A 21,091-nucleotide genomic window follows, 5' to 3' on the forward strand; every position below is an offset into this window, starting at 1 on the left:
CTCACCCCCAATCCGGACGTCATGCATGGCAGTTCCCCCTGGAGGATGTCGGCCCGGCCGGGGTCGACAAGGGCAAGGGCGGAAAATACCTCATCCTGCCACCTGACCACTCCGGCGCGATCCCGGACGGATACATCGTGCTGCCGTCATCGACCTATCAGGGTTACGCCCTGCTGCGCTCCATTCTGAACAGCGGCAGCGAAGCCGACGTTGCCAAGGCGTCGATTACGCCAAACGGATCAGGCTCTATCCATTGTCGCAGGCCGTAAATCCGCCGACGACTTTTGTCGATGCCATCGACGTTGTCTACGATTCGACCATTCCCTACGATCTGCGCTTCTTCCAGTCTTTGAACCGCGTGGTCCAGGCTGAGCCCTGGCTCCGCCCATCAGGCCATAGTTTCGGCAGCGGCGACAGATCAAAGGTCCAGTGCGGACATGTGGAAGCGAAGCTGCGCCGGCGGATAGCGATAGTCCTGCCCGACGGGACAGGCGTCGCGGGCCAGGCATCCGTGCTCGAGACAGCCACTCCTGCCCGCCTCCGTCCTCAGATAGCTGCGACAACGGCCGACATCGAATTGCAGGCGCTCGAGCGCGCCGGCCGGACAGGCGGAAATGCATGGTTTATCCACGCAAGTGTCGCAGGGATGGCTGGCCAACCGCTCGCTATCGGCAGCCAAGGGTTCGTCGAAGGCGAGCGCGCCACGATAGCCGTGCCAGAGCCCGTAGCGCGGATGAATGAGAATGCCGAGCGGCGAAGTCTTCAGCCCCTCCGCCCGCATCGCCCATTGCTGGAATGGCTGCCAGGGTGGATCCGACGGGAAGTAGGCCGTCGCCCCACTGCCTCGAGCGATTTCCCCAATCACCGACTTCGACCACGTATCGAGCGGATCGTTGCCGCCATGGTCCGGCGCACTTTCGCGCCAGCGCACGAAGGGCTGCCACAGCGAGCCGCCGACATTGCCGATCAGCGCGACGCTTGCAGCCGGCCGACCATCCGAAAGCAACGGCGCGGCATCGCCGGAAGCAAAGTTCAGCGTGCCGCGCAAAAAAAGTCCGTGCGGCTCAAGAGCCGCACGGACGGTTTCAAGTCGAGTTTCCGCAGATGCGGAAGGCGCCGTCATTTCGGTTTCGGCCCCTGTAGATCGTAATGCGGGCGCCAGACTTCCTTCTGGATCATGTCAGCCACCTGCGCCGCGCCGCCTTGCTCCCTGGCTCGCTCGGGACCCTTTCAGGTGAAAGCGTCGGGCATCGAGTCCTTGCGCTCGGCGATAAAGGCCTTGAGCGCCTCGTCAATATCAGGATCGAGGTAAGGCGCCTCGTAGTGCTCCAGCCAGCTGCGGGCCAGCGCATTGGCGCGCTGCTCGATGCGCTTTTCGCCTTCCACTTCCCACTGTTCGTAGGAATTGTTGTCGGCGAGCGGCGAACGGTAGAAGGCGGTCTGGAAATTGGCCTGGGTGTGGGCGCAGCCGAGGTAGTGACTGCCCGGACCGACTTCGCGGATGGCGTCGAGCGCCTGCGCGTCTTCCGAGAGGTCGATGCCTTCGGCCATCTTCTGCATCATGCCGAGCTGGTCCTGGTCGATCATGAACTTCTCGTAGGACGAGACGAGACCCCCCTCGAGCCAGCCGGCCGCATGCAGCACGAAGTTGGTGCCGGCAAGCAGCGTCATGTTCAGCGTATTGGCCGATTCATGCGCGGCTTGAGCGTCCGGAACCTTCGAGCCGCAGAGTGAACCGCCGGTGCGGAACGGCAGCTTCAAGCGGCGGGCAAGCTGTGCCGCGCCATAGGAAACCAGCGACGGCTCCGGCGTGCCGAAGGTCGGCGCGCCCGACTGCATCGAGATCGAGGCGGCAAAGGTGCCGAACAGCACCGGCGCGCCCTTGCGGATCAGCTGGGTGAACGAGGCACCGGCCAGCACTTCGGCGAGAATCTGCGTCAGCGTGCCGGCAACAGTGACCGGGCTCATGGCGCCCGACAGGATGAACGGCGAAAGCACACAGGCCTGGTTGTGGCGGGCATAAACCTTGAGTGCGCCCACCATGGTCTCGTCGAAGACCATCGGCGAGTTGGCGTTGATCAGGTTGAGCGTGACGCAATTGTTCTCGACGAACTCGTCGCCGAAAACGAGTTTCGCCATGGCGATCGTGTCTTCGGCGCGCTCGGGTGCCGTGACCGAGCCCATGAACGGCTTGTCGGAATATTTGATGTGGCTGTAGACCATGTCGAGGTGACGCTTGTTCACCGGAATGTCCACCGGCTCGCAGACCGTGCCGCCGGACGAATGCATCGACGGCGCCATATAGGCGAGCTTCACGAAGTTGCGGAAATCCTCGATGGTCGCGTAACGGCGGTTACCCTCGAGATCGCGCACGAAGGGCGGGCCATAGACCGGTGCGAAGATCGTCGCCTTGCCGCCGACCTGGGCGCTGCGCGCGGGATTGCGGGCGTGCCAGGTAAATTCGGACGGCGCCGTTTTCAGAAGCTCGCGGCAAAGACCCTTGGGAAAGTGAACGCGCTGGCCGCGCACGTCGGCACCAGCCTGTTTCCACAGTTCGAGTGCTTCGGCGTCGTCGCGGAATTCGATGCCGATTTCCTCGAGGATCGTATCGGCATTGCGCTCGATGAGCTCAAGACCCTCCTCGTCGAGAACCTCGTATTCGCGAATCTTGCGCTGGATATAGGGCAGAGACGGCCCCGGGCCGCCGCCGGTGCGCGAGGCACGCCGCGCCGCTGCTCCCCGTCCCTCGCCACGCGAGCGGCGACCGCCACCCTCAACCGCGTCCTGTTCTGTCACGTCGCTCATTTACTCATTCCTCTCCCGCGCATTTCGTGCGCCTTCAAGCACCATTTGGCCCTAATGCTACCAAGCCGCAGGGACTGTACGGGTCTCAATGCGCCAACAAGTGGCGCAACTCGAACACTGCGACCTGCGTCATCGCCGGCCAAAAACCGCATGGCGCGAATATATTGTTTTTGTTAAGAATATACAGGCCTCGAAAGAAGGTGCCCTGCCGTCGCTTTTTGTCATATGCGACGTCGCTTTCGAAAACAGATTTTTACGCGTCGACCGCTATTGATTGTTGAACGTGTCCGGATTTTAGCCCGGCCGTGCCAGGAACCGAGGAACCCTACTATGGCAGACGATGAAATCATTCTCGAGGACCTTTCCGACGAGGAACTTGTGCAGCAGATGCATGACGACCTCTATGACGGCCTCAAGGAGGAGATCGAGGACGGAACCAACATCCTGCTCAAGCGTGGCTGGACGCCCTACGACGTCCTGACCCAGGCACTGGTCGAAGGCATGCGGATCGTCGGCGTCGATTTCCGCGACGGCATCCTGTTCGTGCCGGAAGTTCTGCTGTCGGCCAATGCGATGAAGGCAGGCATGTTCATCCTGCGGCCGCTGCTCGTCGAAACCGGCGCGCCGAAGCTCGGCAAGATGGTGATCGGCACCGTCAAGGGCGACATTCACGACATCGGCAAGAACCTCGTCGGCATGATGATGGAAGGCGCCGGCTTCGATGTCGTCGACCTCGGCATCAACAACCCGGTCGAAAACTACCTGGAAGCGATCGAGCGCGAGCAGCCCGACATCCTCGGCATGTCGGCGCTTTTGACCACCACCATGCCCTACATGAAGGTCGTCATCGACACGCTGAAGGAAAAGGGACTGCGTGACGACTATGTCGTGCTCGTCGGCGGCGCGCCGCTCAACGAGGAATTCGGCAAGGCCGTCGGCGCCGACGCCTATTGCCGCGACGCGGCAGTCGCGGTCGAAACCGCCAAGGACTTCATGAAGCGCAAGCACAACCTGCTCGCTGCCGGCTGAGCCCGCTTCACGAACACGAAAGCCGGCCGCAGCAATGACGCTTGCGGCCGGCTTTTCATTTGCTGGCATGAAAACGGAGGGCTGCGCAACCGCGGCGTCTGCTGATGTTCCACGTCGCGACCGCCGCGGAACACCAGGCTGGACACCAGGGGATCAAAGCGTCTCTGGCACAGCCGAATTCGACGCGCGGCGCTTCAGGTCACGGCTCAGTTGGCGGCGTTGGCCACCTTCTTGCCGGCCGACTGTGTCGCGTTGACGGTGTTTGCGGTATCCTGACCGATGCCGCGGATTGTGTTGCCGCAGGCGCTCAACGTCATAAGCGCGATGAGCACGGCTCCGACGGTCGCAACAGTTTGTGTTTTCATGGCCAGCTTCCTTCACGTTGATCACTGGGTGGAATCGAGATGGAAAACGTATCGCGCACAATAGAACGCGCACAACCGGAAAAAGTTCACGTCATCGGTTGCGGCGCAATCGCGCGCGAAATTCTGGCCATCTGCCAGGCCAACAGGCTCGACCATGTCGACCTCTCCTGTCTGCCCGCCATCTGGCACAACACGCCGGAAAAGATCACGCCGGGGGTCAAGGAGGCGATTGCCAAGGCACGTGCAGCCGGCTTCGAGCGCATCTTCGTCGCCTATGCCGATTGCGGCACCGGGGGCCACCTCGACCGGCTCTGCGAAGAAGAATGCGTCGAGCGCATTCCCGGCCCGCACTGCTATTCCTTCTTCGCCGGCAACGATGCCTTTGCCAGCCGCTGGGACGACGATCTGACCGCCTTTTTCCTCACCGACTTCCTCGCCCGCCAGTTCGAGGCCTTCGTCATCGAGCCGCTCGGCCTCAAGCGCCATCCGGAACTCCGGGATATGTATTTTGGCCATTACCGCAAGCTCGTCTACCTCTCGCAGCAGGAAGACGAAGCGCTGCAGGCAAAGGCCAAAGAAGCCGCCGATTACCTCGGCCTCGAATACGAATACCGCTTCACCGGCTATGGCGACCTGACGAAATCACTGCTGAGCGCCTGATCCCGCAGAAGGTATGTGGCGCCCAGCTCAGGTAGAAAAGACCGAGGGAAAGCTCAGTTCGCCAACAGGATGAGCTCGGATCTGGCAGCATACACAACCCGCCTCAATTGAAACTCAATCGACGCGCTATGCTGTGGCAAGTTGATTTGGCCGATGTGGCTTTCGCGGTATCAGAACTTCGAACCGCCCCAATCCCCTAAATTCTCGACAGACAGGCAGGCTCGGCGTCAGTGCTTGCGGCCAACGCGTCTCGAAACAGATCTCGAGCCGTCTGTCNACAACCGCCTCAATTGAAACTCAATCGACGCGCTATGCTATAGGTAAGTTGATTTGGCCGATGTGGCTTTCGCGGTAGAACTTCGAACCGCCCCAATCCCCTAAATTCTCGACAGACAGGCAGGCTCGGCGTCAGTGCTTGCGGCCAACGCGTCTCGAAACAGATCTCGAGCCGTCTGTCCGGCCCATCGCAACGAGCATTTGATCCGTCTACGCCAGCGCGAAATGCGGAGCGGCTGTTGCAGCCGAATTACTCTTACCAACGCTTGAGGAGGACTGAGACCACTATGAACGCTCTATCTTTCACGAAACGCATCATCCGCGGCCCGCGCGACACGTTACCGATCCACCGCTTCCATGTTGGCCAACTTGTCCGCTCCAAGGGGGCGCTGACGAGAGAGTCAATATCTGGAGAAACGTATCGCATCGTTGCGACGCTGCCGATCCGCGACAATGCGCTCCAGTATCGCATCCGCAGCAGCCGCGAAACCCATGAGCGTGTAACGGATGAAGGCAATCTCGAATTGNTTGCGACGCTGCCGATCCGCGACAATGCGCTCCAGTATCGCATCCGCAGCAGCCGCGAAACCCATGAGCGTGTAACGGATGAAGGCAATCTCGAATTGATTGTCAGTGCCGGCAAGGATGGGATGGCATTGGCCGAGCGAGCCTTCAGAACGGCACATATCCTATAACGACCATGCCAAACCGGCCAAACAGATCAGCCACGGGAGGCGATCATGAAATACCACATACCGGCTCAGATCTATCTCTTCGACTATCGCGGTCTGTTTGCCTGGATTGCTCTTTCGGTCGCGGTCTTTGTGGTCATCACCACGATCCTCTTCGGCCGGATCTTGTGATGGCGCGGCACGGAGCCAAACGCCCNGTTTGCCTGGATTGCTCTTTCGGTCGCGGTCTTTGTGGTCATCACCACGATCCTCTTCGGCCGGATCTTGTGATGGCGCGGCACGGAGCCAAACGCCCATCCTCACTCGTCCGCCCGGCCGACCGCTGGCCGAGCTGGCTTATCGCTAAAAAGGATCACACGATGCCACTAAGCTTCCCCAACCAAAGCCGAAGCTTCGACGATACCAGGAACGCTGTTCGCTTCCTTGGCCACGATGGCATGTTCGAAGTGCCCTTCTATGTCGAGGCGGAGGCGCTCTCGCGTGGCGCGCCGACCCGGACGACAGAAGCGGCCTGCCTTCTGGCATTCGACGCTGCACGCAACAAGATCTACGAAGTCGCAAAGGCAGCATATGCCCACGGTCGCAAGACGATCTATGTCCTGACCGCCGCGGACTTCCGTTAGACCGGACAAGCCGGCGCCTTATCTGCCACCATCGAACGAACACGCTCGTCGCGACGCGCTCGGGGTCCGATGCCCCAGCCTCGGCCAAACCGTCTCCCGATGCCACTTCTGGCATCTGCTTCCCAAATACCCGCCATTAAGTCGCCGGTAACGCGCCAGCCGCCATATCTGTTGCGACCAACGCTTCAGGGGCCGGCATGGCGGACGCAGACAATGAGACCAACACCGCGGCCAGGCAGCCGAGCCGCGTCGTCGTGGTGACGGCGGGCGGAGAAAATCCCTGGATCATGATCAATGCGCTCGCCGCACGCTTTGACGATATCGTCGTTCTCCAGGAGCAGCCGGAATCCAAGAGCCTCTTCCTGCGCCGGCGGGCGCGAAAGCTCGGGTGGCCGACAGCGATCGGGCAATTGGCGACAATGATCGCCTCGCGCTTCGGCAAGCGCTTTACCCGGAAGAGAGCGGAAGGCATCCTTAGGCACTACGGTGTATCGGGCGCGCCGGATCCGAGCGTACCGGTTTGCCAGATCACGTCCGTGAACGACGCTGAGGCTGTGTCGCAGATCCGGCAGCTCGCGCCAAAAGTCGTCTTTCTCATCAGTTGCCGCCTGTTGAAGGCCCATACCCTGGCGCAGATCCCCTGCCCGGTCGTCAACTTCCATGCCGGCATCAATCCGGGCTATCGCGGGCTGATGGGCGGCTACTGGGCGCAGGTCAACGACGATGTCATCAATTTCGGCGCGACCGTGCATCTCGTCGACGAAGGCGTCGATACCGGCGGCATTCTCTACCAGTCGCGCCAGACGCCCGACCGCCGCGATACGATGCATACCTATCCGCTGCTGCAGACGGCGGCCTCCACCGGCATCGCCATTGCCGCCGTCGACGATGCCCTCAAGGGCAAGCTGCAACCGCTCGATGTCGCAGGCCCGTCGCAACAGTGGTACCACCCGCCGATCTGGACATGGCTCTGGAATGGAATTCGGCGCGGCATCTGGTAGGAAAACCGGGCGCAGATTCGCCGATGAGGACACGCCGCCTGTGGCCGTCAGAAGGCCCTAAGGCCCTGAAATTTCTGACACTCCTCAACCGATGGATATCCCGAAGTGTGGACTTGCCCGCATTGCGGCAACGCGTAGAGTGCCGGGGGTCTTCGACGTTCTGCGCCGGCGTCGTTTTTGGACACATCCAACGTCGTGGCGAGGTGAGCCACAGCGCCCGGACATAAGCATTGTCGCAGGAAGAGGAGAACGACACCCGATGGCAGATCGCATAATCGTCTACTGGCGCGACATCCCGGCCCAGGTCATCATCAAGAAGGGCCGCACGACCGCCAAGCGCGAGCTTTCGCTGCGCTTCACCGAGGCGATCGACATGTGCGCCATGCGCACCGGCGCTGCCGAAACCGACGATTATCTCGCCGAATGGCGCAAGGCCGAGCCAGAACCCGTCTCCGACGAACTGGAAGCGGAAGCAGACCGTGCGGCCGCCGAGCTCGAAGCCGCCTATGACCGCGAGCGCCTGGTTGCCCTCGTCAAAGCAGGAGGCCGCGACAATGGCTGAGCCGAAGCTCGCAGGTGCAGCGGAGGCGAAGATCGTCAAGGGCAATGCCGCGCCTGCCGCCAAGGCCGCGACCGGCGCCTATACCCCCGCCGGCGTTTCGCCGAGCCGCCGCTCGCGCCACAAATATACCGTCCGCCTCTGGGCCGTGCGCCATTCGCGCTTCCTCGAATGGTTCTACAACCGCTTTGCCGATCTCTTCCTGCTGTTGCACCCGCTGTGGAACGCAATTGGCTACGGCCGCGTCGAGCGGCCGGTGACCTTCGTCGAACGCCACGTCAAAGGCTTTCTTTTCGACTGTCGCATGTGCGGCCAGTGCGCGCTGTCGTCGACCGGCATGTCCTGCCCGATGAACTGTCCGAAGCAGCTGCGCAACGGCCCCTGCGGCGGCGTCAGGGCCAACGGCAATTGCGAGGTCGAGCCGGATATGCCCTGCGTCTGGGTGCAGGCGTGGAAAGGTTCGCAGAACATGACGAAGGGCGATGCGATCATGAACGTGCAGAAGCCGGTCAACCAGTCGCTGCGCGAGACCTCGTCGTGGCTGCGGGTGACGGCGGAAGCCGCCGCCCGCCGCGAAGCCCAGGCAAAAGAGAACCAGGCATGAGCCCCGATTACAATCCATACGACCCCGGCGCGCCGCTCGATCCTCTGCCCGGCCACTCCTCGCGCGGACGGCTCGAGCGCGTTTTGCGTCGCGGCGAATTTGCCGTCACCGCCGAACTCAACCCGCCCGACAGCGCCAACCCGCAGGACGTCTACGAGCGCGCCGCAATCTTCGATGGCTGGGTCGACGGCATCAATGCGGTCGATGCCTCCGGCGCCAACTGCCACATGTCATCTGTCGGCATCTGCGCACTGCTGACGCGCATGGGCTATGCCCCGATCATGCAGATCGCCTGCCGCGACAAGAACCGCATCGCCATCCAGGGCGACGTGCTCGGCGCGTCCGCCATGGGCGTGCAGAACGTCATGTGCCTGACCGGCGACGGCGTGCAGGCCGGCGACCAGCCGGGCGCCAAGCCGGTGTTCGACCTCGACTGCATGTCGCTGCTCGAGACCGTGCGCATCATGCGCGACAATTCCAAGTTCCTCTCCGGCCGCAAGCTGACGACGCCGCCACAGGTGTTTCTCGGCGCCGCCATCAACCCCTTTGCGCCTCCCTACGACTTCCGCCCCTATCGGCTGGCCAAGAAGATCGAGGCCGGCGCGCAGTTCGTCCAGAGCCAGTACTGCTTCGACGTGCCGATGTTCCGCGAATACATGAAGAAGGTGCGCGATCTCGGCCTGCACGAAAAATGCTTCATCCTCGTCGGCGTCGGACCGATGGCGTCGGCGAAAACCGCCCGCTGGATCCGCTCCAACGTGCCGGGCATCCACATTCCCGACAGCATCATCACGCGGCTGGAAGGTGCGCAGGATCAGAAAAAGGAAGGTAAGCAGCTCTGCATCGACATCATCAACGAGGTCAAGGAGATCGAAGGCGTCTCCGGCGTCCACGTCATGGCCTATCGCCAGGAAGAATATGTCGCAGAGATCGTGCATGAATCGGGCGTGTTGAAGGGTCGCAAGCCCTGGAAACACGAAACGCTGCCGACCGATGCGCTTGTCGCCTCCCGCATGGAGCACATTCGCGAAGGCAAGGAAGAAAACCAGCAGGAGATGGCCGAGGCCGCGGCCCACCATCCCCACTGAGGCAATCGCAGACAAAACCGGCGCCGGCCCGTCCGGCCGCCTCCATCGCTTAACGGGTGAGATAACGAAACCCGACGCCACAGGATCAAAGGATCTTACATGACCCGTACCATCGTCGCTTCCGCCACCCGCGAAATCATCATCGGCTTCGACCAGCCCTTCTGCGTCATCGGCGAGCGCATCAATCCGACCGGCCGCAAGAAGCTGGCCGCGGAAATGATCGAAGGCAATTTCGACACCGTCATCAAGGACGCGCTGGAGCAGGTCGCCGCCGGTGCGACGATGCTCGACGTCAACGCCGGCGTCACCGCCGTCAACCCGAACGAGACCGAACCGCCGTTGCTGGTCAAGACGCTGGAAATCGTCCAGGGCCTTGTCGACGTGCCGCTGTCGATTGACAGCTCCGTGTCGGCGGCAATCGAGGCGGCGTTGAAGGTCGCCAAGGGCCGGCCGCTCGTCAATTCCGTCACCGGCGAAGAGGAAAAGCTGGAAGCGATCCTGCCGCTCTGCAAGAAATACGACGTGCCGGTTGTCGCCATCTCCAACGACGAAACCGGCATTTCGATGGATCCGGACGTGCGCTTCGCCGTTGCCAAGAAGATCGTCGAGCGCGCCATGGATCATGGCATCAAGCCACACGACATCGTCGTCGATCCGCTGGTCATGCCGATCGGCGCCCTGGGCGACGCCGGCCGGCAGGTGTTTGCGCTTCTGCGCCGTCTGCGCGAAGAGCTGAAGGTCAACACCACCTGCGGCCTCTCCAACATCTCCTTCGGCCTGCCGCATCGCCACGGCATCAATGCCGGCTTCATCCCCATGGTCATCGGCGCCGGTATGACGTCCGCGATCATGAACCCCTGCCGTCCGCAGGAGATGGAGGCCGTTCGCGCTGCAAACGTTCTGAACGGCACCGACGCCAACTGCACCAACTGGATCAGGACCTACCGCGACCACAAGCCGGCAGAAGGCGGCCATGCCGTGGCGGCGGCCGCAGCACCGGCAGCCTCCGGCGGTCGTCGCGGCGGGCGCGCCGCGCGCACCGGCGGAGCTGCGGCGAGCGAATAGGCTTTTGCTCGGCGCCGTACTGCACATCGAAAGGACAACCAGGTCATGAGTTGCCCTGGTTGTCCTTTGGCTCTCCTTGTCAGATATGCGCTCTTTGAGGATGCGGGCGAGTTCAAAAGGCTCTACGGTGCGCTCAGGACCTAAGGCATGTCGCGCAAAAGTGCGCAGCGGTTTTGCGATAACGACATGGGCAAAAACAAGAACTTAAAGCGCAGCAAGCGAATCCTGGAGATCGCGACGCGCTTTAAGTCCTGCCGGTCCTGTTCGCAAACCTCGCAGTGCTTGCCGTCACTTTCGTTGCGGTTGTCACGAGGAGGATCAACTTTGGTTCCCAGGAACGGCTCATGAACGTCTGTTTCTGGGGTAGCTCGACGACACTGGCGGCGGCGTTTGTCTGGGCAATAGCAGCTGCGAAACTGACCACGGCTCCATAGTCAAGCATCCGACCGTCGCTGTCGCAGCACAAGAGTAGGGATCATCGATGACAACGCGCCGACTTCACCTCGACACTTTCACGCTCTGGTTCGAAGCCCCTTTCGTCATGGCGCTGCGGCTGCACGAAATGCAACTGGCGGCACTGACCGGGAAAACGCAGGATCCGACCGAGCTTAGCCGCATGGTCTCCGAGAAGATCGCGGCCACCGCGGAAAGTGCCATGGCCGTGAACATGGCGCTGTGGCGCACCGGTTTCGATAATGCGGTGCGGCTGATGACCGGCGGCGGCGCATCGCTTGGCCTGGGTGGAACGGCGATCGCTGCCGCCGCCCTTAAACCCTACGGCAAGCGCGTGCGCGTCAATGCCCGGCGCCTGTCGCGCAAGACGTCATGAACGGATACGCCCCGCGAGCGCAACCCTGACGAAATGATGCTCGCAGATCTTTCCATGTCGGGATCTGACAACTATCAGGCAGCATTCCGGTGCAGTCTGAAGACGTTTACCCATGCCTCGGTCCATCGGGCAGAAGCAGGCTTTAGGAAAGACAGAACAGAATGCGCATCGAAGGCACTTCCGAAATCGAGACCAACATGACCGAAGCCGCGCACAAGGATCCCCTCGTTCTGTTCATGCCATCGGGCAAGCGCGGCCGCTTCCCGGTCGGCACGCCGGTTCTCGATGCCGCCCGCTCGCTCGGGGTCTATGTCGAAAGTGTTTGCGGCGGCCGCGCCACCTGCGGGCGCTGTCAGATCGAGGTGCAGGAAGGCAACTTCGCCAAGCACAAGATCGTCTCCTCCAACGACCATATTTCGCCTGTTGGCCCGAAGGAACAGCGCTACGCCTCCGTGCGCGAACTGCCTGACGGTCGCCGGCTTTCCTGTTCCGCCCAGATTCTCGGCGATCTCGTCATCGACGTGCCGCAGGATACCGTCATCAACGCCCAGGTGGTGCGCAAGGCCGCAAGCGACCGGGTGATCGAGCGCAACGCCGCCATCCAGCTTTGTTATGTCGAGGTCGATGAGCCCGACATGCACAAGCCGCTCGGCGATCTCGACCGGCTGAAGGTGATGCTGGAGAAGGACTGGGGCTGGAAGGACCTGCTGATCGCGCCGCACCTGATTCCGCAGGTCCAGGGCATCCTGCGCAAGGGCAATTGGGCCGTGACCGCCGCCATCCACCGCGACATGGACAGTTCACGCCCCTTCATCGTCGGCCTGTGGCCGGGCCTCAAGAACGAGGCCTATGGCGTTGCCTGCGACATCGGCTCGACGACGATCGCCATGCATCTCGTCTCGCTGCTCTCCGGCCGTATCGTCGGCTCCTCGGGCACCTCGAACCCGCAGATCCGCTTCGGCGAGGATCTGATGAGCCGCGTCTCCTATGTGATGATGAATCCCGATGGCCGCGAGGCGATGACCAAGGCGGTGCGCGAGGCGGTCAACGGCCTGATCGGCAAGGTCTGCGCCGAAGGTGAGGTCGACCGCCACGACATCCTCGACATGGTCTTCGTCGGCAACCCGATCATGCACCACCTGTTCCTTGGCATCGACCCGACCGAGCTCGGCCAGGCGCCGTTTGCGCTCGCTGTCTCCGGCGCGCTGCAATATTGGGCGCACGAGATCGACATCGACGTCAACCGCGGCGCCCGGCTCTACATGCTGCCCTGCATCGCCGGCCATGTCGGCGCCGATGCCGCCGGCGCCACGCTGTCGGAAGGCCCTTACCGGCAGGACAAGATGATGCTGCTCGTCGATGTCGGCACCAATGCCGAGATCGTGCTCGGCAACAAGGATCGCGTCGTTGCCGCCTCCTCGCCCACCGGCCCGGCCTTCGAAGGGGCTGAAATCTCCTCCGGCCAGCGTGCCGCACCGGGCGCGATCGAGCGCGTGCGCATTGATCCCGAGACGCTCGAGCCGCGGTTCCGCGTCATCGGCGTCGACAAATGGTCTGATGAGGACGGCTTTGCCGAGGCGGCCGCCGCCGTTGGCGTCACCGGCATCTGCGGCTCGGCGATCATCGAAATCGTCGCGGAGATGTATCTCTCAGGCATCATCTCGCAGGATGGCGTCGTCGATGGCGCGATGGCGGCGAAAAGCCCGCGCATCATCCCGAACGGCCGCACCTTCTCCTACCTGCTGCACGAGGGCCAGCAGCGCATCACCGTGACGCAGAACGATATCCGCGCCATCCAGCTCGCCAAGGCGGCGCTCTATGCCGGCATCAAGCTGCTGATGGAAAAGCTGGATATCGACCATGTCGACACCATCCGCTTTGCCGGGGCCTTCGGTTCCTTCATCGATCCGAAATACGCCATGGTGCTGGGCCTGATCCCGGACTGCGACCTCGACGAGGTGAAGGCCGTCGGCAACGCCGCCGGCACCGGCGCGCTGATGGCGCTCCTGAACCGCGGCCACCGTCGCGAGATCGAGCAAACCGTCAGCAAAATCGAGAAGATAGAGACCGCTCTTGAATCAAAATTTCAGGAGCATTTCATCAACGCGATGGCAATGCCGAACAAGGTCGACGCCTTCCCGAAACTGTCTGCAGTCGTCACCCTGCCGGAGCGCAAGGTGGCGGCAGATGATGGCGAGGGCGGCGGCAGACGGCGGAGGCGTAGCCGGGAGTAGGGCCGAAAAGAAGCAAGCGGACACACTGCGCCCTTTAGAATGGTCTTCAGCGCATCAACGTATGACGTCCATCAGCGTCCTGCGCAGCGGCCCGCCGCGTTCGTCATGAACCACGAGGGAGACCGTCTCGAACAGAACGTCGATCGTGACGTCGTGGAAGGATATGATCCAAAATCGTGGACTGAGGACTTCCCACCGGGCTGTTTCCTCGCCACCAGAGACTTCATTGAACGCCCACGGAAGGACCGGGTATCTGCATCCTGGCAGGCCATCGACATTCATCGGCGTGACTCGGAAATCGATAACGTCACCGAACCTCAGGACCACGTTGCCACCGCCAACCGGGGGCGAGGTCTCGTAGCAAACCAGGGCGTCAATGCCGTCATAGAACACTACGGGGTTTGCGACTGATCCCAATTCGGGAAAAGCCTCCAATGGCGTTGATACCTGCATAATTGATCGCGCGTTGCTTCGGTTGAACGTCATGGCATGCTTGCGTTCAAGTCACTGCATAGTCAAATGTTTTGGCCCAACGGCAAGTGAGGGCGGTGACAGTGCCAAGCATCCCTCCCCCCGCCTGCGGGGGAAGGTGCCGGCAAGCGGATGAGGGCTGCAACAACGCACCAGGGAGCGCGTTCGAGAAAGGCGGTGACGCTTAGAATCTCACGCGGCCCTCGCCGCAAATGCCCCCAGCAGTCCCGTCCATCCATCTTCTGAATCAAGCGCCACGCGGGCTTCATTCGCCTTCGCACCATAATTGGCGAGATCGCGATGTTCGAGCAGTACGGTGGTGCCGCCATCGACTGCGGGCTCGAAGATGACCTCCACCGCGGTCTCAAACTCCGGATCGAACACCCAGTCGGCATTCAGTTGCCATGCAAGGAGGATGCGCCTCGGCCGCTCGCAGGCAAGCACCCGCCCCCATTCCTTCTCCTCGCCGCCATTGCCGATTTCGTACCAGCGGCCGCCCGCAAACGGCTCGACCACGACGGTCCTCTGTCCGCTTGCCGTCAGGCTATGGCTCTTCAGCCACCATTCGCCCATGCCGGCGACGAAGATGTCGAAGGCGCGCTCCGGCGTCGCGCGGACTGTCACGGTTTTGCGCACAGGGGCAGGCTCGATGTGATGCATTTCACAAACTCCCGTTTGCCTCATGGACCGCACCACAAACCATGCCGATATGTCAGATGGCTTCGTCGCGGTCCGCCACTGCCTTGAAGGCGGCGAGTTGATCACCCCAGAAGCGATCGAGCCATTGCCGCAGCGGACCAAGGCCAGCGGGGTCGATCGAATAGATACGGCGCGTGCCTGAAGGCGTGTCGTGAACAAGGCCCGCCTCTTTCAACACTTTCAGGTGCTGCGATATTGCCGGCTGCGACACCGGCAACGACCGTGCGAGATCGGCAACCGAGCAACGACCGGTACCCAGCCTCTCGAAAATCTGGCGCCGCGTCGGGTCTGCCAACGCCGCAAGCACTCTGCCTTCATAAGTCATTACTTATTATAAGCCTACGCTTATGGAAGGGCAAGCACCGCTTGAGCCCGGCGGCAAGACAGCGGGATTGGCACAATGGAACGGCACAAAGTCATGCTGTTTCATGGCGATAAGCTGCGAACGTGATTCAAAATATCAGCAGCGGGTCGGCGCGCTTCACCATCGGACCGAACGTGCTGCGCCCTCTACCCACCAAGCGCGATCGTCACTGCGACAAGTACGGCACCGATCGCTGCCATGGCGAAGGCCATCGGCCAGGGGCTTCGCCCCATATAGCTGCCGAGCCGTGCTCCGACGATAAAAAGCATGATGAGCGCGATGGCGTTCGAAACGCGCATGGCGACGTCGATCTGCTCGATGAACAGGAAGGGAATGCTCGGCGGCAGCGTCGAGATGACGACGAGCGCGAAGATGGCAAGCGCGGCCTTGAGGTCTCCGCCTGTGACCACGGAATGCTGACCGTTGGACGGCAAGGCCCGTACGCGCAGAAGCAGCGCCTCGATTTCGCTTTGCGCTGACACCAACCTGATATCATCAGGGAGGTTGTCGAGAAAGATCTGGCGGGCGCGATCGAGAGGTTCGCGCTGCAGAGCGTCGACCAGGCCGCGACGTCGCACCCGCTCGACCGCGGTCGTTACCACATGCATGACGCCATCGACGATGCCCCAGGCCAGATTGCAGCCGAAAGCGGCGACAAGCACCGCATTCACTTTCTCGCCGCCACCGACGGCCGCACTCATCGTACCGGTGAAGGACAGCGCCATCAGCAGCCCGAAAATGATCTCCGAGAGGCGATCGATCGGATCCAAAATGCGTCGCGACTGGTCATCTCGCGCCATGGCACGCCTTCCCCTTGCGCCGAGATCAACGCATGACGATCGGGTCGCTTTCGGCCGGTTTGTCAGGCAACCGCTGTTGCAAGCCGCGCCTCTCCCGACTGGATCCTCAGTTCCGCGAATGCGTCGCGAACATGATCTGCGACAGCCAGCACCGGCGCCGGCGCATCGTCGATCACCTGCAAGCCGATGTCGTAATGGCCGAGATCCGGTAGGCCGTCACGCTCGCCGAGCTGCACCATCTCACCCTGGACGAGGTAGCGCGGCAGCGGGGCAATCGCGAGGCCCGCGAGCACGGCGGCACGCTGGCCCGTGGTATAGGCGCTGAGAAAGGCAATGCGGAACCGGCGGCCGGCGCGCGACAGCTTTTCCACCGCATCGGCCCGCCAGACGCAACCGTCCTCCCACATCGACACCGGCAGCGGATCCTTAAGATGCGCATTGCCGCATTTGACGCCGGCCCAGACCAGCTTCTCCTGCATCAGGATCTCGCCGTTCTTCGGCGCGACGTCGGTCAGGCTGTTGAAGATCGCGATGTCGAGACGGTGCTCGTCGACGCGCTTGCGCATGGCGCCGCTCATGCCGATCGAGACGTCGACCGTGACGTTCGGATAGGATTCGGCAAAGCGCTTCAACACTTCCGGCAGAATGCGCTCGCCGACATCCTCGGGCGCGCCGACACGCACGACGCCGTTCATGTCGGGCAGCAGGAAGCGAGACACCGTCTCGTTGTTGAGCGCCAGCAGGCGGCGGGCAAAGCCCAAGAGCATCTCGCCCTTGGGCGTCAGCGACACCGAACGCGCATCGCGCAGGAACAGCGTGCAGCCGAGCTGCTCTTCCAGCTTCTTGATCTGCATCGAGACCGCCGACGGCGTGCGATAGACCGTTTCGGCCGCGGTGGTGAAGTTGCCCGTTTCGGCGATGGCGACGAAGGTTTTCAACACATCCATTTCCAGGAGCGGAAGCGCATGGCGCAGCATCATGTTCATGGCGGCATCCTTGTTCAATAAAACTGACAGAATGGTTCACTTCATTTCGTTTGATTGAACATCAGCAAAGACCGATAGTCAAGTTGCAAGGACGCCAAAGGAAGGAAACCAGTCATGTCCGCGACAACAATGGCCTTCTCTGCCCCGCAGGACATCCGGCACGTGAGCAAGGTGAAGCCCAAGATGAACCGCACTCCGGATCATGCCGTGCAAATGGCAAAGGCCCTGCCTGTGAGACAGGTCAATGCCGACGGCGATCTCGTCCTGTCGTTCCTCTCCCGCGTGCAAACGCTGATCGACGGCATTGCACGAAAACGACAGGCAAAACGCATCGCCCGGAATCGGGTGGAAGCCCACCGCGAATTGGCGAAACTACCCAAGCGGGTCCGCAACGACCTCATCTTCGCCGAGACGCTGATTGATCACCATGTTTGATGGAAAACATCAAACATATTCGTTTGAATGATGATTAGGGTTGCGACATATATAGATCGTGGTCGCGACCTCTGAGGCACTCAGAAGGAGCCATGAAATGTCTACTATCCATCTATCACAGACCTCGGAGCGGGCACCCTCCCTCTCGTCCATCCCGGGTCTCTTCAATCTGCGTGCACGCGCCTGGGCTGCCTGGAAGCGCTATGCCAACGAGCGCGCACTTGAAAACCTGTCCTACGACACGATGAAGGACATCGGCTTCCCATCCGTCGACGACGCGGTGCACAAGACCGAACAATGAATGACCGCCTGACCTGTTCTCGGGGACCCAAGACCCCGAGCGCGAACCGCTGAAGGGCATCGTCGAGAAGGCGATGCCCTTCTTCTTTTGTGGTTTCGCCAGATGCCGTCGGGCGTCGAAACGCCCCAAACCGGCCCTTGCGCGAACTTGTCCGATACCGACACCTGGCCCTTTCACCGCCGGCGCGTCGCAATCGGCAAACACAACCCAAAGGCGTTCTTTCTGAAAATTGCGCATCTCTGGCGTTTCTTGTCAGATTACGTCAACGACGCCGGTAAATCTGTCGCATTCCTTACAAAAGCCGCAAAGCCGGCTCGACAGCGGCTTTCCCGCCCCATGTCGCAATGCGAAATGTCTTTGCGGTCGCTGCTTTCCATGTCAATGTCGCAAACAGACAAGCCGGATGGTATCTTCCAAGCGACGAATATACGGCATCGCCAAGCACGGGAAGCCTCATGAACAAGCCCTTGACCAAAAAGCGTTCTCTCGTCTTCTTCCTGGTACCGAACTTTTCCATGCTGCCGTTTTCGGCCGCCATCGAAACGCTCCGCATCGCCAACCGCATGCTCGGCTACGAGGCCTATACATGGCGCCTCACATCGACCGACGGCGAAAAGGTTCTCTCCTCAAGCGGCATCGCGCTTGAGGTCAACTCGTCTCTCGCCGACGAACGCAAGTTCCTGGGCGGGGAAAACCGTCCGTCGATGGTGCTGGTCTGTTCCGGCATCTATGTCGAGGATTTCAACAACAAGTCGGTCAATGCCTGGCTGCGCGAAGTCTACAACCGCGGCGTCGCCGTCGGCAGCCTCTGTACGGGCGCCCATGTGCTGGCCTCGGCCGGCCTGTTGACGGGCAAGCGCTGCGCCATCCACTGGGAAAACCTGCCCGGCTTCTCCGAGAACTTCCCGCAGGTCGACGTCTATGCCGACCTCTATGAGATCGACAGCAACATCTACACCTGCGCCGGCGGCACCGCCTCGCTCGACATGATGCTGAACCTGATCGACCAGGATTTTGGCGAGAACCTCGTCAACCGCGTCTGCGAACAGGCGCTGACCGACCGCGTGCGCGGCCCTCACGACCGCCAGCGGCTGCCGCTGCGCGCCCGTCTCGGCGTCCAGAACGCCAAGGTGCTGTCGATCATCGAGCTGATGGAAGGCAATCTTGCCGAACCGCTGTCGCTCCTGGAGATCGCCGAGGGCGCCGACCTGTCGCGCCGGCAGATCGAGCGACTATTCCGCCAGGAGATGGGGCGGTCCCCTGCCCGCTACTATCTGGAGATCCGGCTCGACCGCGCTCGACACCTCCTCATCCAGTCGTCGATGCCGGTCGTCGAAGTCGCCGTCGCCTGCGGCTTCGTCTCGGCGTCGCACTTCTCCAAGTGTTATCGCGAACTCTACAACCGCTCGCCGCAGCAGGAGCGCGCCGACCGCAAGCTGACGCTGCAGATGGCGCGATAGGAACTGGTGCGAACACACAAAAAGTGCGGGTCATCCGCCCTTTTTGTTGGCAACAGGCCGTCCCTTCTTAACCTATCCGGCGATGTGAGCCCGCCAGCCGCCAAAACTTCCCTCATTCCTGTGCCTGTCACAGGAATCCAGCCAGCCCAAGTCCTTGGGCTGAAATGCCCCCTAACCCGACAGACGTCGGGTCGCTGGATCCCTGCCACAGGGGCGAGGATGAGGAGAACGGGGTGCAAACCTCGTTGAAGACGGTATCGGTCCGAATTTCAGATGGAACCGTCCGCCCAATTTGCGGTTGCGCTTGCCGCCGCAGCGATACCACAGACCACCTGGCCCGCTTTGTCGCCCCTCATTTCCCGCCATTCTGGAACCCGCTCCACCCACGTTCGCGCTTGCGTCGATCCGCATTTTTCGCTTGAACGGAAAAGGAGAACGCGTGGCCGCGCCGCAGCCGGAACGTGCTGGCACGCCTCCGCCGCTTGAACATCAGGAGCATTTCACCCCATGGCACCCGTGATCATCGATCCGAGCAAGGTCCACGAGTTCGAAGACAAAGAGCGTTTCTATGTCTGGCTCGGCGCCAACCATGCCGGCGAAACCGAGGTCTGGATCAAGATCCACAAGGTAAGCTCCGGCCTCAAATCGATCACGCCGAAGGAGGCGATCGACGTGATCCTGTGCTGGGGCTGGATCGATGGCGTGCGCAAGAGCCACGACGACCAGAGTTACATGCAGCGCTACACCCCGCGCGGCAAGAAAAGCATCTGGAGCCAGATCAACGTCGACAATGTGGCCCGGCTGATCGCCGAAGGCCGGATGACCCCGTATGGGCTGAAAGAGGTCGACAAGGCCAAGGCCGACGGCCGCTGGGATCGCGCCTATGGCAGCGGCAAGGAAATGAAGATCCCCGACGACCTGCAGGCAGCGATCGACGCCGAGCCGCAGGCGCGAGAAATGCTGGCAAAACTCAGCGCGCAGAACCGCTTCGCGCTTGCCTTCCGCACGCACAATATGAAAACCGAGGCCGGCCGCCGGAAAAAGATCGAGACCTTCGTCGAGATGCTGAAGCGCGGCGAGACGATCTACCCGCAGGCGCGGAAATAGCGCAGGCCACACCGTCAACCCTTGTCCATGAGCGCACCTGTTCAGCCGGATCTGGCTCAGGTCCGGGCGTGGAAGGCGCGCTCCAGTTCGGCGATATCGAGCTTGATCATGCCCAGCATGGCCTCGGTCACACGCCGGGCGCGCTCGCGGTCGGTATGGGCAACCATGTCGCCGAGCGCTCTCGGCACGATCTGCCAGCAAAGACCCCAGCGGTCCCGCAGCCAACCGCATTGCTCGGCCTGCCCGCCGTTTTCAAGCAGCGCATTCCACAGGCGATCGATCTCCTCCTGACTGTCGCATTGGATCATGATCGAGAAGGAATGGTTGAACGGGTCCAGCGGTCCGGCTTCGAGCGCGGTGAAGTTCTGGTTTCCCAGGGTGAACTCGATCACCTTGACGCTGCCCGCCGGCCCGCTCGGCGAATCCGCCGGCATCACCGTCGTGCGGACGATCGCCGAATTGGGCACGAGCGAGACGTAGAGTTCGACGGCCCTGAGGGCGTCCTTTTCGAACCAGAGATTTGAGACAACTTTGGTCATATGCGGCTCCTCTTCGCAGGCCCGGATCATGTCCGGCTGCTTGGAAGACGTTTCGCCGATGCCGAAACCGACAATGCTTCGCGATTCATTGCAATCATC

At 61.8% G+C, this 21,091-nt stretch carries 26 protein-coding genes; 17 read left to right on the forward strand and 9 right to left on the reverse strand.

Annotated elements, in window-relative coordinates; genetic code table 11:
- Positions 1-38: 38 nt before the first annotated feature.
- The gene (locus ASD52_RS40835; protein ID WP_309239172.1) at positions 39-269 is read left to right on the forward strand and encodes a DUF1254 domain-containing protein; all 231 of its coding nucleotides are present in this window, start codon (positions 39-41) and stop codon (positions 267-269) included.
- Positions 270-418: 149 nt separating this feature from the next.
- Here the strand turns inward: ASD52_RS40835 and ASD52_RS30295 are convergent, their stop codons facing one another.
- Entirely contained in the window at positions 419-1,123 is a 705-nt protein-coding gene (locus tag ASD52_RS30295) for a 4Fe-4S dicluster domain-containing protein (protein WP_025427397.1), read from the reverse strand.
- A 107-nt stretch (positions 1,124-1,230) separates the two neighbouring features.
- Complete coding sequence (locus ASD52_RS30300) at positions 1,231-2,805, reverse strand: trimethylamine methyltransferase family protein (RefSeq protein ID WP_025427398.1); 1,575 nt, start codon at positions 2,803-2,805, stop codon at positions 1,231-1,233.
- A 330-nt stretch (positions 2,806-3,135) separates the two neighbouring features.
- Here ASD52_RS30300 and ASD52_RS30305 point away from each other — a divergent pair, with 330 nt between their 5' ends.
- On the forward strand, positions 3,136-3,834 hold the full coding sequence (locus ASD52_RS30305; protein ID WP_025427399.1) for a B12-binding domain-containing protein: 699 nt from the start codon (positions 3,136-3,138) through the stop codon (positions 3,832-3,834).
- Positions 3,835-4,040: 206 nt separating this feature from the next.
- On the opposite strand, the gene ASD52_RS30310 is transcribed toward ASD52_RS30305, so the two are convergent.
- Positions 4,041-4,199 carry a hypothetical protein gene (locus ASD52_RS30310; RefSeq protein ID WP_025427400.1) on the reverse strand — a complete coding sequence of 53 codons (159 nt, stop codon included), beginning with the start codon at positions 4,197-4,199 and terminating at the stop codon, positions 4,041-4,043.
- A 39-nt stretch (positions 4,200-4,238) separates the two neighbouring features.
- Here ASD52_RS30310 and ASD52_RS30315 point away from each other — a divergent pair, with 39 nt between their 5' ends.
- From ASD52_RS30315 to ASD52_RS30365, 11 genes are all read left to right on the forward strand, one after another.
- Positions 4,239-4,859, forward strand: a complete 621-nt coding sequence (locus ASD52_RS30315) for a DUF1638 domain-containing protein (protein ID WP_025427401.1) — start codon at positions 4,239-4,241, stop codon at positions 4,857-4,859.
- Positions 4,860-5,422: 563 nt separating this feature from the next.
- On the forward strand, positions 5,423-5,662 hold a 240-nt coding region (locus tag ASD52_RS39625), incomplete at its 3' end, for a hypothetical protein (protein WP_156613061.1).
- Positions 5,663-5,875: 213 nt separating this feature from the next.
- Positions 5,876-5,998 carry a hypothetical protein gene (locus ASD52_RS40675; RefSeq protein ID WP_255753466.1) on the forward strand — a complete coding sequence of 41 codons (123 nt, stop codon included), beginning with the start codon at positions 5,876-5,878 and terminating at the stop codon, positions 5,996-5,998.
- Between the two features lie 188 nt (positions 5,999-6,186).
- Positions 6,187-6,450 carry a DUF1488 domain-containing protein gene (locus ASD52_RS30325; RefSeq protein ID WP_025427403.1) on the forward strand — a complete coding sequence of 88 codons (264 nt, stop codon included), beginning with the start codon at positions 6,187-6,189 and terminating at the stop codon, positions 6,448-6,450.
- 197 nt (positions 6,451-6,647) lie between these two features.
- The gene (locus ASD52_RS30330; protein ID WP_025427404.1) at positions 6,648-7,451 is read left to right on the forward strand and encodes a formyl transferase; all 804 of its coding nucleotides are present in this window, start codon (positions 6,648-6,650) and stop codon (positions 7,449-7,451) included.
- Between the two features lie 259 nt (positions 7,452-7,710).
- Positions 7,711-8,013, forward strand: coding sequence for a virulence factor (locus ASD52_RS30335; RefSeq protein WP_025427405.1), 303 nt, complete (start codon positions 7,711-7,713; stop codon positions 8,011-8,013).
- Positions 8,006-8,614, forward strand: coding sequence for a methylenetetrahydrofolate reductase C-terminal domain-containing protein (locus tag ASD52_RS30340; protein ID WP_057210906.1), 609 nt, complete (start codon positions 8,006-8,008; stop codon positions 8,612-8,614). The genes ASD52_RS30335 and ASD52_RS30340 overlap by 8 nt, the downstream gene beginning before the upstream one ends.
- Positions 8,611-9,702, forward strand: coding sequence for a methylenetetrahydrofolate reductase (locus tag ASD52_RS30345; protein ID WP_025427407.1), 1,092 nt, complete (start codon positions 8,611-8,613; stop codon positions 9,700-9,702). Before ASD52_RS30340 ends, ASD52_RS30345 begins: the two co-directional genes overlap by 4 nt.
- Positions 9,703-9,801: 99 nt before the next feature.
- Positions 9,802-10,767 (forward strand): methyltetrahydrofolate cobalamin methyltransferase, encoded by a 966-nt coding sequence (locus ASD52_RS30350; protein ID WP_025427408.1) that lies wholly within the window; start codon positions 9,802-9,804, stop codon positions 10,765-10,767.
- Between the two features lie 481 nt (positions 10,768-11,248).
- Positions 11,249-11,596: a hypothetical protein gene (locus ASD52_RS30360; protein ID WP_025427410.1), complete on the forward strand. Its 348-nt coding sequence runs from the start codon at positions 11,249-11,251 to the stop codon at positions 11,594-11,596.
- 161 nt (positions 11,597-11,757) lie between these two features.
- Positions 11,758-13,830 (forward strand): ASKHA domain-containing protein, encoded by a 2,073-nt coding sequence (locus ASD52_RS30365; protein WP_025427411.1) that lies wholly within the window; start codon positions 11,758-11,760, stop codon positions 13,828-13,830.
- Positions 13,831-13,884: 54 nt separating this feature from the next.
- On the opposite strand, the gene ASD52_RS30370 is transcribed toward ASD52_RS30365, so the two are convergent.
- The 5 genes from ASD52_RS30370 to ASD52_RS30390 form a co-directional block, all read right to left on the reverse strand.
- Positions 13,885-14,247, reverse strand: a complete 363-nt coding sequence (locus ASD52_RS30370) for a hypothetical protein (protein ID WP_234907740.1) — start codon at positions 14,245-14,247, stop codon at positions 13,885-13,887.
- 246 nt (positions 14,248-14,493) lie between these two features.
- A complete protein-coding gene (locus ASD52_RS30375; RefSeq protein ID WP_025427413.1) occupies positions 14,494-14,961 on the reverse strand; it encodes an SRPBCC family protein in 468 nt (155 codons plus the stop codon).
- A 52-nt stretch (positions 14,962-15,013) separates the two neighbouring features.
- Positions 15,014-15,325 (reverse strand): metalloregulator ArsR/SmtB family transcription factor, encoded by a 312-nt coding sequence (locus ASD52_RS30380; RefSeq protein WP_057210908.1) that lies wholly within the window; start codon positions 15,323-15,325, stop codon positions 15,014-15,016.
- Between the two features lie 185 nt (positions 15,326-15,510).
- Positions 15,511-16,164, reverse strand: coding sequence for a VIT1/CCC1 transporter family protein (locus tag ASD52_RS30385; RefSeq protein ID WP_025427415.1), 654 nt, complete (start codon positions 16,162-16,164; stop codon positions 15,511-15,513).
- Between the two features lie 62 nt (positions 16,165-16,226).
- Positions 16,227-17,150 (reverse strand): LysR family transcriptional regulator, encoded by a 924-nt coding sequence (locus ASD52_RS30390; protein ID WP_025427416.1) that lies wholly within the window; start codon positions 17,148-17,150, stop codon positions 16,227-16,229.
- Between the two features lie 129 nt (positions 17,151-17,279).
- Here ASD52_RS30390 and ASD52_RS30395 point away from each other — a divergent pair, with 129 nt between their 5' ends.
- The 4 genes from ASD52_RS30395 to ASD52_RS30415 all read left to right on the forward strand — a co-directional run bounded on the left by ASD52_RS30395 (position 17,280) and on the right by ASD52_RS30415 (position 20,453).
- The gene (locus ASD52_RS30395) at positions 17,280-17,585 is read left to right on the forward strand and encodes a hypothetical protein (protein WP_234907741.1); all 306 of its coding nucleotides are present in this window, start codon (positions 17,280-17,282) and stop codon (positions 17,583-17,585) included.
- Positions 17,586-17,682: 97 nt separating this feature from the next.
- On the forward strand, positions 17,683-17,886 hold the full coding sequence (locus tag ASD52_RS30400; protein ID WP_025427418.1) for a hypothetical protein: 204 nt from the start codon (positions 17,683-17,685) through the stop codon (positions 17,884-17,886).
- A 455-nt stretch (positions 17,887-18,341) separates the two neighbouring features.
- Complete coding sequence (locus ASD52_RS30410) at positions 18,342-19,346, forward strand: GlxA family transcriptional regulator (protein WP_057210910.1); 1,005 nt, start codon at positions 18,342-18,344, stop codon at positions 19,344-19,346.
- A 507-nt stretch (positions 19,347-19,853) separates the two neighbouring features.
- Positions 19,854-20,453: a YdeI/OmpD-associated family protein gene (locus tag ASD52_RS30415; RefSeq protein WP_025427422.1), complete on the forward strand. Its 600-nt coding sequence runs from the start codon at positions 19,854-19,856 to the stop codon at positions 20,451-20,453.
- Between the two features lie 56 nt (positions 20,454-20,509).
- On the opposite strand, the gene ASD52_RS30420 is transcribed toward ASD52_RS30415, so the two are convergent.
- Complete coding sequence (locus ASD52_RS30420) at positions 20,510-20,992, reverse strand: VOC family protein (RefSeq protein WP_025427423.1); 483 nt, start codon at positions 20,990-20,992, stop codon at positions 20,510-20,512.
- Positions 20,993-21,091 lie beyond the last annotated feature (99 nt).

The sequence above is a fragment of the Ensifer sp. Root142 genome (assembly GCF_001426785.1).
In the GTDB taxonomy this organism is placed as follows: domain Bacteria; phylum Pseudomonadota; class Alphaproteobacteria; order Rhizobiales; family Rhizobiaceae; genus Ensifer; species Ensifer canadensis.